We start from the raw sequence: 14,443 nt of genomic DNA, 5'->3' as shown, positions 1-14,443 counted from the left end.
CCGGGCCGGGGCCAGCTCGGGGCGCGGCGCTCAGGGCGCGGCGCTCAGGCCGCGTTCGGGCCCACGTCGGCCGTCGTGAGCGGACGACGGACCGGGGCCAGGGTGGAGTACTCGTCGGCGCCGACGTCACGGGCGGCGCCGCGGGCGTGCCCGTCGAGGTCCTGGGTCACGACGGGCTCGGCCAGCGTCGCCGCGTCGATCGCCGGGCTGTCGGCCGACAGCCGGTGCACGCCGTCCGCGTCCAGCCGCAGCCTCGGGTCGACCCTCCGGTAGCCGGCGGCGGGCAGGGTGCCGTCGGCGGCGGCGCCCCAGAGGATGTTGCCCTGCCACAGGAAGCCGACGGTCTGGTCGAGGTCGACCAGGGTTCCGGTGCCGGAGACCAGGATGTTGTCGGCGACGACCACGTCGCTCGGCGCGTAGGTCCGGCTCTCGCCGGTGAGCGTGCGGGCGTTGCCGACGAGCGTGTTGTGGGCGATCACCGCGCGGTCGCAGGCGTCGTTGCCGCGCCGCTCCTCGGTCGTCTCGCCGGAGTGGTGGTCACGGGTGGTGCCGCTGCCGATCACCAGGGCGCGGCCGGTGAGGCCGCCGAAGTAGTTGTTGACCACCAGGTGGTCGTTGCCGTAGAGGCGGACGCCCTCCACGCCGCCGAGGAGGTGGTTGCCCTCGACGGTGGTGCGGTTGCCGTGGCGCAGCACGATGGCGCCGCGGCTGTCGCGGACGGTGTTGTAACGGACGGTGTTGTCGGAGGACTTCACCGAGACGGCCTCGGGGTCGCCGTCGCACCGCTCGAAGAGGTTGTACTCGACCACGGCCGAGGCGCTGGACAGGGCGCGCGAGCTGACGCCGAGGCGGATCGGTTCGCCGCCGTTGGCACCGGTGTAGGAGTGGTCCGAGAAGTGGTTGCGGAGGATCTGGGTCCGCTGGGCCATGGCGGTGCTGCCGGGGCCGTCGACGACGAGGAAGATGCCCTCGGTGGTCTTGTGGTGGAAGCGGTTCCGGTCGATCTTGGCGTCGTCGCCGCGTACGACCACCCAGTCGAGCCCCGGGGTGTCGGCGAAACGGAGGTCGTTGCGGGTCAGCCGGATGCGCGGACAGTTCGCCGGGATCTCCAGGGTGGTGCCCTGCCGGAGCGCGAAACCGCTGACGACGATGTCGCTGGAGTCGGAGAACACGAAGCCGCGTTCGCCCTGGAGCACGGCGCCGCCCCGCGACTCGGCGACGATCGTGATGGGGGCGGCGGTGGTGCCGTGGCGGCCGGAGACGGTGATGGCGCCGCCGGAGGGCACGGTGTAGGTGCCGTTGGCGAGGACGATCCGGTCACCGGGTATCGCGCGGTCGATCGCCCGCTGGAGCTCGCCGAGGGAGCCGACGGTGACGGAGGTCGCGGCCGAGGCCGTGACGAAGGACGGCACGGTGGCGAGGGCCGTGCCGAGTGCGGTGCCGGTGAGGAACGTACGTCGTCGCATGATGCCCCTTGGGGGATGGCGGATGGGTCCGCCCTCAGCCGGGGACACGCCCCTGTCGTTCCGCTGGCGTCCCGCTAACGCGCCCCGGCACCCTCGCCGGCGCGGTCGTCGGCACGGTCGTCGGCGCGGTCGCCGTGGCCCGCGCGCAACGCGGCGACGGTGCCCGCGAGTTCGGGTTCGGCACCCAGGGTGTCCAGGGTGCCGGAGAGCACGTCGGCGTACGTGCCGCGGGCGTCCTCGTAGCGGCTGCGGCCCTCGGCGGTGATCACGGCGTAGACGCCGCGCCTGTCCGAGGGGCAGAGGTCCTTGAAGGCGTAGCCCGCACCCTTGAGCCGGTCGACCAGGCGGGTGACCGAGGACTGGTTGAGGCCGATCCGGTCGGCGAGTTCCTGCATGCGCAGCTCGTTGTCGGGCGAGGCGGCGAGATTCTCCAGGGCCCGGTACTCGGAGAGACCGATGCCGTGCCGGCGCTGCAGCGCGGTGGCGAGTTCGCGCTCCACGCGGGCGTGCACGGTGAGCACGCGGTCCCAGACGGCCTGGTCGCTCATGGGCCTCTCCTTCCAGGGGGTTTGACAACAGGTTATATGACCATGCAAGCTCCTCACCCAAAAGAACATGCACGTACAAGCAACCACAGTGAGGACCGCTCATGTCGTCCCCGTCATCCACGGCCACCACGGCCTCCACGGCAGCATCCGCGTCCGCATCCGCATCGACGGTGAAGGACAAGGGGAAGCAGAACGTCGGCTGGGCGTGGCTGCTCTTCTCCTCCCTCTTCGAGATCACCTTCGCGCTGTCCACCGAGGCTACCCACGCCTTCACCCGCCTCGGCCCCTCCCTGCTCACCGCCGCCGCGGCGGCCTGCGGCATCTACACGCTGTCCCGGGCCCTGCGGTACGTGGACGTCGGCGTCGGCTACACCGTGTGGGCGGGCATCGGCGGCGTCGGCACCGTCGTCTTCGGAACGCTCCTCTACGACGAGCCCATGACGATCTGGAAGGTCATCGCCTTCGTGCTGATCATCGGCGGCGGTACGGCGCTGCGGATCACCGACGGGCTCGCCACGGAGAAGGCCGCGAAGGCCGCGAAGGCCGACGCGGAACGGGCCACGGTCTGACCGCCCCGCCCCACCCACCACCCCGCCACCTCACGCCTGACACCTCACACCTCACGAACAGAGAGAGTCACCTCCCATGACCTGGGTGTTCCTCGGCATCGCCATCGTCTTCGAGATCCTCTTCGCGCTCGGTACCAACGCCACCCAGGGCTTCACCCGCCTGTGGCCCAGCGTGCTGACCCTGCTCGCCGCCGCCGGCGGCATCTACACCCTGTCCCTCGCCCTGCTCGACCTCGACGTCTCGGTCGGCTACACCCTCTGGACCGGTATCGGCGGTGTCGGCACCGTCGCCTTCGGCGCGATCCTCTTCAAGGAGAAGATCACCCTCGCCCGGCTGCTCTCCTTCGCGTCGATCATCGGCGGCGCGGTCATCCTGCGCGTGACCTCCGTCTGAGGCCCGCCGCGACAACCCGCCCCCACGCGCGGGAACGAGCGCCGAAGGGTGGCGTTCGGCGAGAGGATCGGGGAGGCTCGTGCGCATGATCTCGGTACTGCAGAACGTGGCGATCGACTGTGCGAATGCCTACGAACTGGCTCGCTTCTGGAGCCAGGTGACCGGCCGTCCCCTGCACCCGGAGGACGGTCCGGGCGCCCGGGAGACCCAAGTGCTCCTGGCGGAGGGCCCGGTGCTGTACTTCAACCAGGTTCCCGAGCCCAAGACGGTCAAGAACCGGATCCACCTGTGTCTGCGCCCGGACACCTCGCGCGATCAGGAGGTGGACCGGCTGCTCGGCCTCGGCGCCGCCTTCGTCGCCGATCACCGGAATCCCGACGGGTCCGGCTGGGTCGTCCTCGCCGACCCCGAGGGCAACGAGTTCTGCGTGCTGCGCAGCGAGTCCGACCGAGCCGCCGCCGATTCCTGACCGGCACCGGCCCGTCAGGAGGGGGCGAGTACGCGGAACTCGTGCCCCTCCGGGTCGGCGAGGCAGGTCCACGGGACGTCGCCCTGGCCGATGTCGAGGTCGGTGGCGCCGAGGGCGCGCAGTCGCGCCACCTCCGCCGCCCGGTCGTCACCGGGGCGGGGCAGCAGGTCGAGATGGAGGCGGTCCGGCGCGGTCTTCGCGTCGGGCGTGCGGAGGAACTCGAGGTAGGGGCCGTGGCCCTGGGCGGAGCGCAGCACCGCACGGTCGCCGGTCACCTCGTGCACGACCCAGTCCGTCGCCTCGCCCCAGAACCGGGCCATGGCCCGCGGGTCCGCGCAGTCGACCACCACGGCGGCGATCGGTCCGGTGTCCCGGTAGGTCTCCCGGGGCTCCAGGACGCAGAACTCGTTGCCTTCGGGGTCGGCGAGGACGGTCCAGGGCACGTCGCCCTGCCCGATGTCGACGGGCCACGCGCCCAGCGCGCGGAGTCGTGCGACCAACTCCGCCTGGTGGGCCGGGGATTCGGTCGCGAGGTCGAGGTGCAGGCGGTTCTTGGCCGGCGTCTTGGGTTCCGGTACGGGGACGGCGTTGAGGCCGAGGACGACCGGGTCCGGCCAGACGAAGCCGCCGGCGGGTCCCACGTAGGTGGTCACACGGGGCCGGTACGCGGTCCAGCCGAGCGCCTCCGCCCAGAACCGGCCGACCGCCACCGGGTCGACCGCCTTGACGTTCACCTGTACGGGTCGCAGCGCCATGCCGACGATCCTATGCGCCCGCTCCGCCCCGGGCGGGCGGCCAGTCGGGCGCGGGGTCCTCGGGGAGGAGGGGGCGCAGGGCGCCCACCGCGGCGCCGACGCAGGCGTCGCGCAGCTCCGTACGGTCGTAGGTCTCGTCGGTCAGCCAGTCCACGCACAGGACCTGGACGAAGACCAGCCACGCCTTCAAGGCGGCGGACACGGCCTCCCGGGTGCGCGCGTCGGCGAGCGGGAGGACGCCGAGCAACCGGGCGCGCAGGGCGTCGAGTTCGTCCGTCATGATCGTCTGGATGACGGGGTCGCCGGCGAGGACCCGGTTCGCGGCCAGGACGGCGTGGCGGTTGGCGATGAAGTAGTCGAGGTGGGCGTCCAGGCCCTGGGTCAACTGGTCGACCAGACCGGCGTCGGGATCGAGGCGGGTGGCGGCGAGCAGGCGGTCGGCCGCCTGCCGGTACACCGCCGCGAAGAGGGCGTGCTTGCTGGGGAAGTGCCGGTAGAGCAGGGCGCGGGAGACTCCGGCGCGCTGCGCGACGTCCTCCATCAGCACGTCGTCGTACGGCGCGGCGGCGAAGAGTTCGGCGCCGACGGCGAGCAGGTGGGCGCGGCGGTCGGCGGAGGTGAGACGTCGGCGGGGCGGCACACCGGCAGATTACTTGACATGTGTCTACCACGGACCTCTACCCTGACCGTTAGTAGACACATGTCAACTAAGCCGAGGCGAGGTGGGGGTCGTGGACAAGGCACTCCGGGCGTTCGCGTGGACGATGGGGATCGCGTGCGTGGCGATCGGGCTGTTCCATGTGATCGGCGGGAACGCCGCCGTCCCCGGCGAGGCGGACGCGGGACCGACCCTCGACAGTCTCGGCCGGTTCCTCGGCGCGATCTTCGCCGGCTACGGGCTGGTCTGGCTGTGGGCGGTCCGCCAGGACCCAATCCCGGCCCGGGTGGTGCGCTGGCTCGCCGCGGTGTTCCTGCTGGGCGGTGCCGGACGTCTGATCTCCCTGGCCGTGCACGGCTGGCCGCACTGGTTCCAGGTCGTCCTGACCGTGATCGAACTGGTCTTCCCGCCGGTCTGGTTCCGGCTGGCGGACGCCGACGAGCGCGCCTTCCGGACCCGGACCGCGACCTCCGCCCCCGCCTAGGCGCAGCCCTCCGTTCATGGGAGCGCTCCCCTCCACTCCCTTGACGTGTCCCTGCCCGACTCCTAGTTTGGCAAGCGCTTTCTATCCGTTGACCACGGAGAAGACGAGGACACCCATGCGCTCCAGAGAATCGCTTTCCCTGCTGGCCTGTGCCGCTCTCGCGACCGGAGCCGTCGTCGCGCTGCCCGCCACGGCCACCGCCGCCTCGGCCCGGTACGAGGCCGAGACCGCGCCCGCCAACTGTGACGGGACCGTGGACGCGGACCACGCCGGTTACACGGGGACCGGCTTCTGCAACGGCCGCAACGCGGTCGGCGCGGCCGCGCAGTTCACCGTCGACGCCCCGCAGGACGGGACCGCCACCCTGGCCTTCCGGTTCGCCAACGGCACCACCACCGCCCGCCCGGCCGCGGTGGTGGTGAACGGCGCCGCCGCCGGCACCGCGTCCTTCGGCTCCACCGGCACCTGGACGGGCTGGACGACCCACACGCTCACGGTGCCCGTCCGTTCGGGCCCCAACACCGTGCGCCTCAGCCCGACCACCGCCGCCGGACTGCCCAACGTCGACCGCCTCGACGCCGAGACCAGCGGCACCACCACTCCCCCACCGTCCGCCACCGCGCTCTACGTCGCCCCGAACGGCACCGACGGCGCCGCCGGCACCCTCTCCGCCCCCACCACGCTCCCCTCGGCCATCTCCCGCGTGACGCCCGGCGGCACGATCTACCTGCGCGGCGGCACCTACGCGTACGCGCAGACCGTCACCGTCCCGGCCGGGAACAACGGCACGGCCGGCGCCCGCACCCGGCTGTCCGCCTATCCGGGCGAGAGGCCGGTCCTCGACTTCTCGGCGATGACCGAGGCCCCCGCCCACCGCGGACTCGTCCTCAACGGTTCGTACTGGCACGTCCACGGCATCACCGTCCAGCGCGCCGGCGACAACGGGATCTACGTCGGCGGCAGCCACAACGTCGTGGAGCGCACCGTCACCCGCTTCAACCGCGACACCGGCCTCCAGCTCGGCCGCATCGCCTCCACCACCCCGCGCGACCAGTGGCCGTCCGGCAACCTGATCCTCAGCGCCGAGTCGCACGACAACGCCGACTCCGACGGCGAGGACGCCGACGGCTTCGCGGCGAAGCTGACCGTCGGCGCGGGCAACGTCTTCCGCCACACCGTCGCCCACCACAACATCGACGACGGCTGGGACCTCTACACCAAGCCGGACACCGGCCCCATCGGCGCGGTGACGATCGAGGACTCCCTCGCCTACGGCAACGGCACCCTCAGCGACGGCACCGTGAACGCCAACGGCGACCGCAACGGCTACAAGCTGGGCGGCGACGACATCGCCGTCGACCACGTCGTCCGGCGCAGCATCGCCTACCGCAACGGCAAGCACGGCTTCACATACAACAGCAATCCCGGCTCGATGAAGGTCTCGGACAACCTCTCCGTCGACAACGCCCAGCGCAACTACACGTGGGAGGCGGGTACTTCGGTCTTCCGCGGCAACACGTCCTGCCGCTCCGGGAGCGGTTCGAACGACCGGACCGTCGGGGACGCGGACGGCACGAACCAGTTCTGGTCCGGTACGAACGGCTCCCGCTGCGCCGCGTACACCGGCGCGCTCGCCTGGTCCTTCGCCTCGGACGGCCGGCTCGTCGTCACCCTCGGCGGCAGGGAGGTCCGGCTCGGCTCGTGACGCGACGAAGGGCGAGGCCGCCGGTGGGCACAGGCCCGGGTGACCGGTTCACCCGGAGACTATAGTCGATCACATGACACGCAGTCACCTCGCCCTCACCGCAACGCTTCTGACCTGTCTCACGCTGTCGGCCTGCTCGGCGGACAAGTCATCGCAGGGGGCGCCGCCGTCCGGGGGCGCGACGGGCACGGTGCAGCCGTTCAAGGACGACACCGACAAACCCCTGACCCGGCAGCTCACCACGGGCGAGCTCACCCAGGCGATCCCGGACGCCGAGGACGTGGTCCCCGGCTACTACCCCGGCAGCCTGCACAAGAACATGCCGGGCGAGCCGGACGACTGCGCGCTCTCGGACGCCCCCGCGCCGGCCGGTTGGCAGCGGGCGGGCAACGGTGACTACGACTACCGGGGTTCGACCGTCTCGCGCGGGATCGACCTGGACGTCTGCCAGTTCGACACGGCCGCGCACGCGAAGGCGGCGTACGACCGGTGGCAGGACAAGGAGGAGACGGCTCCCGCCGCGGTGCGCGGACGGGTCGGAGAGGAATCGGTCTTCCTCGCGCACACCGGTTCGAGCGGCACGGTCTACGGCTACAGCCGGTCGGGCACGGTCGTCGCCCGCGTCCAGGTCGAGGACGCGGGCGGCGATCCCACGGACGCCCATGACGTGCTGGCCGCCACGATCAAACGCCTCCAGCAGGTCCAGGCGGGCCGCCGGGCCACGGCGACGGCACCCGAGATCGCCGCGGCCGAGGAGGCCCGGGGCCGCTAGGCCGGGCCGCTAGCCGGCTCGGGCTCCTCGCGGGGCCGGTCACGGTGCCGTACGGCGGTCGGCGCCGGCGCGGCAGTCGGCCGGTACGGCGCCCCTGGCGCTACGGCTGGGCCGCCTCGGCGAGGACGCGGGCGAGTTCGCGGGGACGGGTGATCATCGGCCAGTGGCCGGAGTCCAGGTCCACGGAGGCGAGTGCGGTGGCGCGGGCGAGCTCCGGGCTCTCGCCGCCGGCGATCCACTCCTTCGCCTGGGCCGGGGTGAACTCGGGGCACACGAGCAGCACCGGCACGTCGAAGCGGCGTTCGTCACGGAGTCGTACGGTGCCCCGGGCGACGCCCTCGGGGACGGGAACGGCGGCGGCGGCGAAGCGGCGCCGGGCCGCCTCGTCGAGGTCGGCGGCCTCCGGCCCCTCGAAGGGATCCCAGCCGGGGAAGGGCATGACGCCGTCCTCGACCGCGAAGAAGTCGGCGTAGGCACTGCCGTCGGAAGCCGGGAACCCGCCGATCAGGGCGACCTTCGCCACCTTCCCGGGGCGGGCGTCGGCGGCCAGCCATGCCAGGCTCGCCGCGGCCGAGTGCCCCACGACCAGCGGTTTCCCGGGCGCGGCGTCCACCGCAGCGACCACCGCCGCCACCTGGTCGTCGAGGGTGGCGGCACCGTCGCCGTCCCCCTGTCCGGGAAGACCGACCGCCACGGGCCGGTGACCGAGCGCCCCGAGCTCGGTCACGACGTCGTCCCACGCGGATCCGTCGAGCCACAAGCCGGCGATGAGCAGGATGTCCATGGAACGGTCCTCCCGGAGGATGTACGGCGACTGGCCGGAATCTGACCCGCGCACGCTATCGGGAGGCTCTGACAACACCCTCCGGCCGACGTGCCCTCGCCCTGGGCCCGGGGCCGGCCGGGAGCCGGAGGACCCGCTGGGGGCGGGGCCCCGGCCGCTCAGGCGGTGGTGGTGGTCGCCTTCGCCGCGGCGACGAAGGCGCGGACGCGGGTGTGGTCCTTGACGCCCGGGGCGGATTCGACGCCGCTGGAGACGTCGACGCCCCAGGGCCGGGCCCGGTCGATCGCCTCGGCGACGTTGTCGGGGGCCAGGCCGCCGGCCAGGAGCCAGGTGCCGGCGGGGCGGGCGTCGTCGAGGAGGGAGAGGTCCCAGCGGGCGCCCGAACCGGCGCGGGGGGAGTCGAGCAGGAGGACCTCCTCGCCGTGGGCGCCGACGCGGGTGTCGGGGCGCTCCTTGAGGGAGGTGGCCCGCCACAGGCGGGGGAAGACGCGCGCGGCCTTCTCGAAGTCGGCCCGAGTGTAGGGCCCGTGGAGCTGGAGGGCGTCGACGTCCAGGTCGCGGGCGAGGCGTGCGGCCTCTTCGGCGGGCGTGTCGTTGACGACGAGGACGGACAGCACGTGCGCGGGCGTGTGCGCGCGGGCGTGGGCGGCGAGCCGCGCGGCCGTGTCCCGGTCGAGCCCCCGGACGCTGGTTCCGCTGATCACCAGGCCGATCGCGTCGGCCCCGGCCTCGACGGCCACGTCGATGTCGGCGGTCGTGGCGAGCCCGCACACCTTGACGAACACTGTCTCTCCTCCATGCCGGTCCGGCCGATCCTATGCCCCCTCGGTCTCCTCGGCCGGGGCGTCGGCGGCGTACGGGTGGACGTAGCGGTCGTCTCCGTACGCGGTGAACCAGGCGCCGAAGCGGAGGAGCGACGCGGGGTCGTGCCCCGCGTCCGTCGTGTCGCCGCCGCGGACGTGGGCGTCGAAGCGCTCCAGGGCCGCCGTGACCTCGTCGTCCAGGAGGCCGTAGAGGTCGAGGGCGACATGGGCCTGTTCCAGGAGGAAGCGGAGGACGAGTTCCTCGGCGGGGCAGCCGAGCCGGCGGAAGCCGCCGTCGGTGAACCGGGTGGTGAGCGCGACGGCGGTCACCAGGAACCGGCGGGCGAACAGCTCGTCGTAGCGCTCCGCGTGCCGCTCGGGCAGCCGGTCGAGGTGCCAGAGGTGGCCCTGGCAGGCGGCGACGTGGGTGTCCTCCTCGGCGAGGGTCTGCACGTCGTCGTACAGCTCGTCGATGAGGATCTCGGCGCCGTGGACGAGGGCGCCGGCGGCGAGTTCGGCGGTGTCCGGGCTCGCGCCGAACACGGCCGGGTCGAAGGAGCGCAGCCGTACGGCCATGGCCCGTATCCCGGCCTCCGGATCGGGGCTCTCCTCGACGACGTCGGACCACACCTCGTGACCGGCCTCACCGGCGCCGAGCTCTCCCCCGGCCACGACGCCGCGCCCGGCGTCGGTGGCGGCGGCGTGTCGGGCCCGGCGGAGGGCGGGGTCTCCGGGCGGGGCGTCGGGGCCGTCGGCGGCCTCCAGGCTCTCCCGGGCCCGCTCGGTGTGCAGCTTGACCTCGCTGTTCACCACCACCCACGCGGCCAGCGGTTCCGTGCGGTCCAGGATCTCCTGGGCCACGGCCCCCACCGCGTCCTCGGCGGCCTCGAGGGTCGGCGCCGCCACGGTCACCGTGAGTTCGGCGCCGCGCGGGTGGGCCGCGACGGCCACGTCGAAGACGTCCACCTCCACGCCGTCGGGCCCCTCGGCCCCGGCCACGGAGCCGAAGCCCCGCTCGATCAGCACGACGGCCCCGATCCGGCCCAGTTCGTCGAGGTCGGGGGCGTCGTCCGGTATGCACGTTTCCACGGTCACGACGTACGTCACGACGGCAAGGGTGCCAGGCGGGCGCGGGCGGTTCGCGCCGATCGGGGAATCTCGTCCGGCCTTGGCCGGGTCCCGGCGCCCCGCTGACCAGGATCCGAGGTCAGGGGTGGCGCGGGCGGAAACCCGCCACCCCGTGTCCGGAACCACACGGGACCCCCCCTGCCGCCCGCAAAAATGGTCGGGTTAGCATATGAGCACCGCCTAGCTCGAAAGATGCACTGTGACTGTCAACGAGGACTCGTTCACAAACTGGAAGAACCGCGAGGAGATCGCGGAGTCCATGATTCCGATCATCGGGAAGCTGCACCGAGAGCAGGACGTCACGGTCCTCGTTCACAGCCGCTCCCTGGTGAACAAGTCGGTGGTCAGCATTCTCAAGACCCACCGATTCGCCCGCCAGATCGCCGGCGAGGAGCTCTCGGTCACCGAGACCCTGCCGTTCCTGGAGACGCTCACCACGCTCGACCTGGGCCCGTCCCAGATCGACATCGGCATGCTCGCCGCGGAGTACAAGACGGACAACCGGGGCCTCTCGGTCGCCGAGTTCACCGCCGAGGCCGTCGCGGGTGCCACCGGGGCCAACAAGATCCAGCGGCGTGACGGCCGCGACGTCGTCCTGTACGGCTTCGGCCGCATCGGCCGGCTCGTCGCCCGCCTGCTGATCGAGAAGGCCGGCTCCGGCAACGGCCTGCGGCTGCGCGCCATCGTCGTGCGCGGCGGCGGCGAGCAGGACCTGGTGAAGCGCGCCTCGCTGCTGCGCCGTGACTCCATCCACGGCCAGTTCCAGGGCACCATCACCGTCGACGAGGCCAACGGCACGATCGTCGCCAACGGCAACACGATCAAGGTGATCTACGCCAACGACCCGTCCGAGGTCGACTACACGGCGTACGGCATCGAGAACGCCATCCTCATCGACAACACGGGCAAGTGGCGCGACCGCGAGGGTCTGTCGAAGCACCTGCGCCCGGGCATCGACAAGGTCGTGCTGACCGCGCCCGGCAAGGGTGACGTGCCGAACATCGTGCACGGCGTCAACCACGACACGATCAAGCCGGACGAGCGGGTCCTGTCCTGCGCGTCCTGCACCACGAACGCGATCGTGCCGCCGCTCAAGGCGATGGACGACGAGTTCGGCGTGCTGCGCGGTCACGTGGAGACCGTCCACTCGTTCACGAACGACCAGAACCTGCTGGACAACTACCACAAGGCGGACCGCCGCGGCCGCTCCGCGCCGCTCAACATGGTCATCACGGAGACGGGTGCCGCCTCCGCCGTGGCCAAGGCGCTGCCCGAGCTGAAGGCGCCGATCACCGGCAGCTCGATCCGCGTCCCCGTCCCGGACGTCTCGATCGCGATCCTGAGCCTGCGCCTGGGCCGCGAGACCACCCGCGAGGAGGTCCTCGAGTACCTCCGCGACGTCTCGCTGCACTCGCCGCTGAAGCGCCAGATCGACTTCACCACGGCTCCCGACGCGGTCTCGATGGACTTCGTCGGCTCGCGCCACGCCTCGATCGTCGACGCCGGCGCGACCAAGGTCGACGGCGACAACGCGATCCTGTACCTGTGGTACGACAACGAGTTCGGCTACTCCTGCCAGGTCATCCGGGTCGTCCAGCACGTCTCCGGTGTCGAGTACCCGACCTTCCCGGCTCCGGCGGTCTGATCCGGCGGTCCGACGGCCCCTCGGGGCCGAACAGTCCGGTACGAACGGCGGTGGGGCTTCGGCCCCGCCGCCGTTCGGCGTGTCAGGGCGCGGCCGCCGGCCAGTGGCGGTGCAGCGCGTCGATGCGGAAGTCGTGGGTGTGACGTCCGGCCGCCCCCGACCCGGCCAGGTGCGGGTGATCGGCCGGCAGCTCGGGGTGGGCGTGCGGCAGCGCGACCGGGTCCGTACGCGGCCACAGGCGGGTCGCGGCGAGGGCGGCCAGCAGCGCGAGCCCGCCCAGGAGCGCCGCCGGGAGGACCGGTCCCGTACGGGCGACGAGCCAACCGGCCAGCGGATAGGTGAGCAGCCAGCAGGCGTGGGCGAGGGAGAAGCGGGCGGCGAAGGCGGCGGGGAGGTCGGCCGGATCGGCCGAGCGCCGCAGCAGCCGGCCGGCCGGCGTGAGGACCGCGGAGGTCGCCGCCCCGGCGAGCAGCCAGGCCGCGAGCAGCCCGGGCCACGCCAGGGCGCCGTCGGCCGGAGCCGAGGCCGGGAGTCCGAGGGCGAGGGCGAGCGCGCCCAGGACCGCGGGGAGCGCGAAGGCGCCGGCCAGCATGACGCGCCGGTCGTCCACCCGGTCGAGGAGGCGCGGCAGCAGCAGCGCGACGGTCATGGAGCCCGCGCCGTACGCGCCGAGGGCGAGGGCCACGTCGCCCTCCGGGCGGCCCAGGGTGTCGCGGACCAGGGTGACGGTGCCGACCAGGACCAGGGCGCCGGCCGCCGCCACCGCCAGTTCGAGGGCGAGCAGGGCCCGCAGCCGCGGGGTGCCGAGGAACAGCCGGACCCCGAAGCCGGCCCCGGCCCCGAGGCGTTCGCGCGCGACCGACCCCGCACCCCCCACCACCGGTCCCCCGGCCGGCACCGGGCGTCGGGAGCCCGGCAGGGCCACGGACAGCACCAGCACCGCCGAGGCGAGGAAGCCCGTGGCCGTGCCCGCGAAGAGCCAGGGGTACGGGACGAGAGCGAGGAGCGCGGCCGCGAGGGCCGGGGAGGCGAGGCTCTCCAGGTCGTGGGCGAGCCGGGAGAGCGAGAGGGCCTCGGTGTACGGGCGTTCGCCGGGCAGCACCTCGGGGACGGTGGCCTGGAGGACCGGGGTGAAGGCGGCGGAGGCGGCCTGGAGCAGCACGATCAGGGCGTAGACGTGCCAGACCTCGCTCACGAAGGGCAGGGCGAGGGCGGCGGAGGCGCGGACCAGGTCCGACGAGACGAGCAGGGTGCGCCGGGAGATCCGGCCGGCCAGGGCGCCCGCGAGCGGGGCGACGGCGACGTAGGCCGCCATCTTCAGGGCGAGGGCGGTGCCCAGGACGGCGGAGGCGTCGGCGCCGGCGAGGTCGTACGCGAGCAGCGCGAGGGCGACGGTCGCGAGGCCGGTGCCGAGGAGGGCGACGGCCTGGGCGGTGAAGAGGCGCCGGAAGGTGGGCTCGCGCAGCACGGAGAGCACGTCTCCACGATATCGACATGTGCGCGCTTGCGCACATGTCGACGGGATCGAAGGGGGGCCGGTCGGCGGACCGGCTCTCAGTCGTGCCAGGGCTCTCCGCTCACCTCGTGGTCGGCCCGGCTGATCGCCTCGACCACCAGCCGCTTGAGGTGGCCGTCCGGCATCGCGTACACGACCCGGCGCCCGTCGCGGCGGGACTGGACGAGTCCGCCGAGCCGCAGTTTGGCCAGATGCTGGCTGACGGCCGGACGCGAGGCGCCGCACGCCTGGGTGAGGGCGCTCACGTCGGCCTCTCCCTTGGTGAGCAGCCAGACGAGCTGGAGGCGGGTGGGGTCGGCGAGCAGCGCGAAGACGGCGGCGGCGGCCCCGAGTTCGGCGGGCCCGGGAGTCCGGTCGTGCGTTGGGCGTTCCGACATGCGCTCATCGTAGGCAGCCGGGCGCGGACGCCCGCGCCCCCGCACGCGGCGGCCCGCCGGTACCGGACGCACCCGACCGACGCACGCGCCGCTTCCGCCCCGCGCGGCACGCCGTACCCCCGTACGACGGCACTCCGCCCCCCGATACGAGGCGCCGCACGCCGAGCCACTAGCATCGTGGCACTGAGTGTGTTTTGCTGAGGGTACTCAGTGCCAAGACCGTGCCGAATGTGCCACAAGCATTGCTAGGGGAGCCCCAGACCATGGCCAAGGACTTCGATCTGTATCGCCCGTCGGAGGAGCACGAGATGCTCCGGGAGACGGTCCGGGCGCTGGCGGAGGCGAAGATCGCGCCGTTCGCCGCCGCGGT

16 protein-coding genes are annotated in these 14,443 nt (G+C 72.9%); 7 read left to right on the top strand and 9 right to left on the bottom strand.

The annotated features are described in order from the left end of the window. Window positions 1-44: 44 nt before the first annotated feature. Window positions 45-1,466 (bottom strand): polysaccharide lyase 6 family protein, encoded by a 1,422-nt coding sequence (locus ABZ135_RS17210; protein ID WP_356696467.1) that lies wholly within the window; start codon window positions 1,464-1,466, stop codon window positions 45-47. Window positions 1,467-1,540: 74 nt separating this feature from the next. Further along, entirely contained in the window at window positions 1,541-2,014 is a 474-nt protein-coding gene (locus ABZ135_RS17205) for a MarR family transcriptional regulator (protein WP_356696465.1), read from the bottom strand. Window positions 2,015-2,115: 101 nt separating this feature from the next. Here ABZ135_RS17205 and ABZ135_RS17200 point away from each other — a divergent pair, with 101 nt between their 5' ends. The 3 genes from ABZ135_RS17200 (at window position 2,116) to ABZ135_RS17190 (ending at window position 3,446) form a co-directional block, all read left to right on the top strand. Next, a complete protein-coding gene (locus ABZ135_RS17200) occupies window positions 2,116-2,583 on the top strand; it encodes a multidrug efflux SMR transporter (protein ID WP_356696463.1) in 468 nt (155 codons plus the stop codon). Window positions 2,584-2,659: 76 nt separating this feature from the next. Further along, entirely contained in the window at window positions 2,660-2,977 is a 318-nt protein-coding gene (locus ABZ135_RS17195; protein WP_356696461.1) for a multidrug efflux SMR transporter, read from the top strand. Window positions 2,978-3,062: 85 nt separating this feature from the next. Continuing rightward, complete coding sequence (locus tag ABZ135_RS17190; protein ID WP_356696459.1) at window positions 3,063-3,446, top strand: VOC family protein; 384 nt, start codon at window positions 3,063-3,065, stop codon at window positions 3,444-3,446. 14 nt (window positions 3,447-3,460) lie between these two features. Here ABZ135_RS17190 and ABZ135_RS17185 read toward each other — a convergent pair whose 3' ends face one another. Continuing rightward, entirely contained in the window at window positions 3,461-4,201 is a 741-nt protein-coding gene (locus ABZ135_RS17185) for a VOC family protein (protein WP_356696457.1), read from the bottom strand. Between the two features lie 10 nt (window positions 4,202-4,211). Continuing rightward, window positions 4,212-4,841, bottom strand: coding sequence for a helix-turn-helix domain-containing protein (locus ABZ135_RS17180; RefSeq protein WP_356696455.1), 630 nt, complete (start codon window positions 4,839-4,841; stop codon window positions 4,212-4,214). Between the two features lie 91 nt (window positions 4,842-4,932). Between ABZ135_RS17180 and ABZ135_RS17175 the strand changes: the two genes are divergently transcribed. The 3 genes from ABZ135_RS17175 (at window position 4,933) to ABZ135_RS17165 (ending at window position 7,820) form a co-directional block, all read left to right on the top strand. Further along, entirely contained in the window at window positions 4,933-5,343 is a 411-nt protein-coding gene (locus tag ABZ135_RS17175; protein WP_356696453.1) for a DUF4345 domain-containing protein, read from the top strand. Between the two features lie 115 nt (window positions 5,344-5,458). Next, window positions 5,459-7,048, top strand: a complete 1,590-nt coding sequence (locus ABZ135_RS17170) for a carbohydrate-binding protein (RefSeq protein ID WP_356696451.1) — start codon at window positions 5,459-5,461, stop codon at window positions 7,046-7,048. Window positions 7,049-7,121: 73 nt separating this feature from the next. Beyond that, window positions 7,122-7,820, top strand: a complete 699-nt coding sequence (locus ABZ135_RS17165) for a hypothetical protein (RefSeq protein ID WP_356696449.1) — start codon at window positions 7,122-7,124, stop codon at window positions 7,818-7,820. Window positions 7,821-7,920: 100 nt separating this feature from the next. On the opposite strand, the gene ABZ135_RS17160 is transcribed toward ABZ135_RS17165, so the two are convergent. The 3 genes from ABZ135_RS17160 to ABZ135_RS17150 all read right to left on the bottom strand — a co-directional run bounded on the left by ABZ135_RS17160 (window position 7,921) and on the right by ABZ135_RS17150 (window position 10,514). Continuing rightward, complete coding sequence (locus tag ABZ135_RS17160; protein ID WP_356696447.1) at window positions 7,921-8,604, bottom strand: alpha/beta hydrolase; 684 nt, start codon at window positions 8,602-8,604, stop codon at window positions 7,921-7,923. A gap of 158 nt (window positions 8,605-8,762) precedes the next feature. Next, entirely contained in the window at window positions 8,763-9,389 is a 627-nt protein-coding gene (locus tag ABZ135_RS17155) for a phosphoribosylanthranilate isomerase (protein WP_356696445.1), read from the bottom strand. 30 nt (window positions 9,390-9,419) lie between these two features. Continuing rightward, the gene (locus ABZ135_RS17150; RefSeq protein WP_356696443.1) at window positions 9,420-10,514 is read right to left on the bottom strand and encodes a hypothetical protein; all 1,095 of its coding nucleotides are present in this window, start codon (window positions 10,512-10,514) and stop codon (window positions 9,420-9,422) included. Between the two features lie 220 nt (window positions 10,515-10,734). Here ABZ135_RS17150 and ABZ135_RS17145 point away from each other — a divergent pair, with 220 nt between their 5' ends. After that, window positions 10,735-12,180, top strand: coding sequence for a glyceraldehyde-3-phosphate dehydrogenase (locus ABZ135_RS17145; protein ID WP_356696441.1), 1,446 nt, complete (start codon window positions 10,735-10,737; stop codon window positions 12,178-12,180). 82 nt (window positions 12,181-12,262) lie between these two features. Here ABZ135_RS17145 and ABZ135_RS17140 read toward each other — a convergent pair whose 3' ends face one another. Together ABZ135_RS17140 and ABZ135_RS17135 are read right to left on the bottom strand one after the other, a co-directional pair. Beyond that, window positions 12,263-13,657, bottom strand: a complete 1,395-nt coding sequence (locus ABZ135_RS17140) for an MFS transporter (protein WP_356696439.1) — start codon at window positions 13,655-13,657, stop codon at window positions 12,263-12,265. A 77-nt stretch (window positions 13,658-13,734) separates the two neighbouring features. Next, on the bottom strand, window positions 13,735-14,073 hold the full coding sequence (locus ABZ135_RS17135; RefSeq protein WP_356696437.1) for a metalloregulator ArsR/SmtB family transcription factor: 339 nt from the start codon (window positions 14,071-14,073) through the stop codon (window positions 13,735-13,737). Between the last annotated feature and the right edge of the window lie 370 nt (window positions 14,074-14,443).

The organism is Streptomyces sp. NPDC006339, assembly GCF_040612775.1.
Taxonomy (GTDB): Bacteria; Actinomycetota; Actinomycetes; order Streptomycetales; family Streptomycetaceae; genus Streptomyces.
The sequence above is the reverse complement of the archived record's forward strand: the minus strand, read 5'-3'. Positions and strand labels throughout refer to the sequence as shown.

What these genes read in the sequence shown, in the direction of transcription:
- ABZ135_RS17210 (WP_356696467.1), bottom strand. Translation starts at nt 1,466, where the DNA reads ATGCGACGACGTACGTTCCTCACCGGCACCGCACTCGGCACGGCCCTC.
- ABZ135_RS17205 (WP_356696465.1), bottom strand. Translation starts at nt 2,014, where the DNA reads ATGAGCGACCAGGCCGTCTGGGACCGCGTGCTCACCGTGCACGCCCGC.
- ABZ135_RS17200 (WP_356696463.1), top strand. Translation starts at nt 2,116, where the DNA reads ATGTCGTCCCCGTCATCCACGGCCACCACGGCCTCCACGGCAGCATCC.
- ABZ135_RS17195 (WP_356696461.1), top strand. Translation starts at nt 2,660, where the DNA reads ATGACCTGGGTGTTCCTCGGCATCGCCATCGTCTTCGAGATCCTCTTC.
- ABZ135_RS17190 (WP_356696459.1), top strand. Translation starts at nt 3,063, where the DNA reads ATGATCTCGGTACTGCAGAACGTGGCGATCGACTGTGCGAATGCCTAC.
- ABZ135_RS17185 (WP_356696457.1), bottom strand. Translation starts at nt 4,201, where the DNA reads ATGGCGCTGCGACCCGTACAGGTGAACGTCAAGGCGGTCGACCCGGTG.
- ABZ135_RS17170 (WP_356696451.1), top strand. Translation starts at nt 5,459, where the DNA reads ATGCGCTCCAGAGAATCGCTTTCCCTGCTGGCCTGTGCCGCTCTCGCG.
- ABZ135_RS17165 (WP_356696449.1), top strand. Translation starts at nt 7,122, where the DNA reads ATGACACGCAGTCACCTCGCCCTCACCGCAACGCTTCTGACCTGTCTC.
- ABZ135_RS17160 (WP_356696447.1), bottom strand. Translation starts at nt 8,604, where the DNA reads ATGGACATCCTGCTCATCGCCGGCTTGTGGCTCGACGGATCCGCGTGG.
- ABZ135_RS17135 (WP_356696437.1), bottom strand. Translation starts at nt 14,073, where the DNA reads ATGTCGGAACGCCCAACGCACGACCGGACTCCCGGGCCCGCCGAACTC.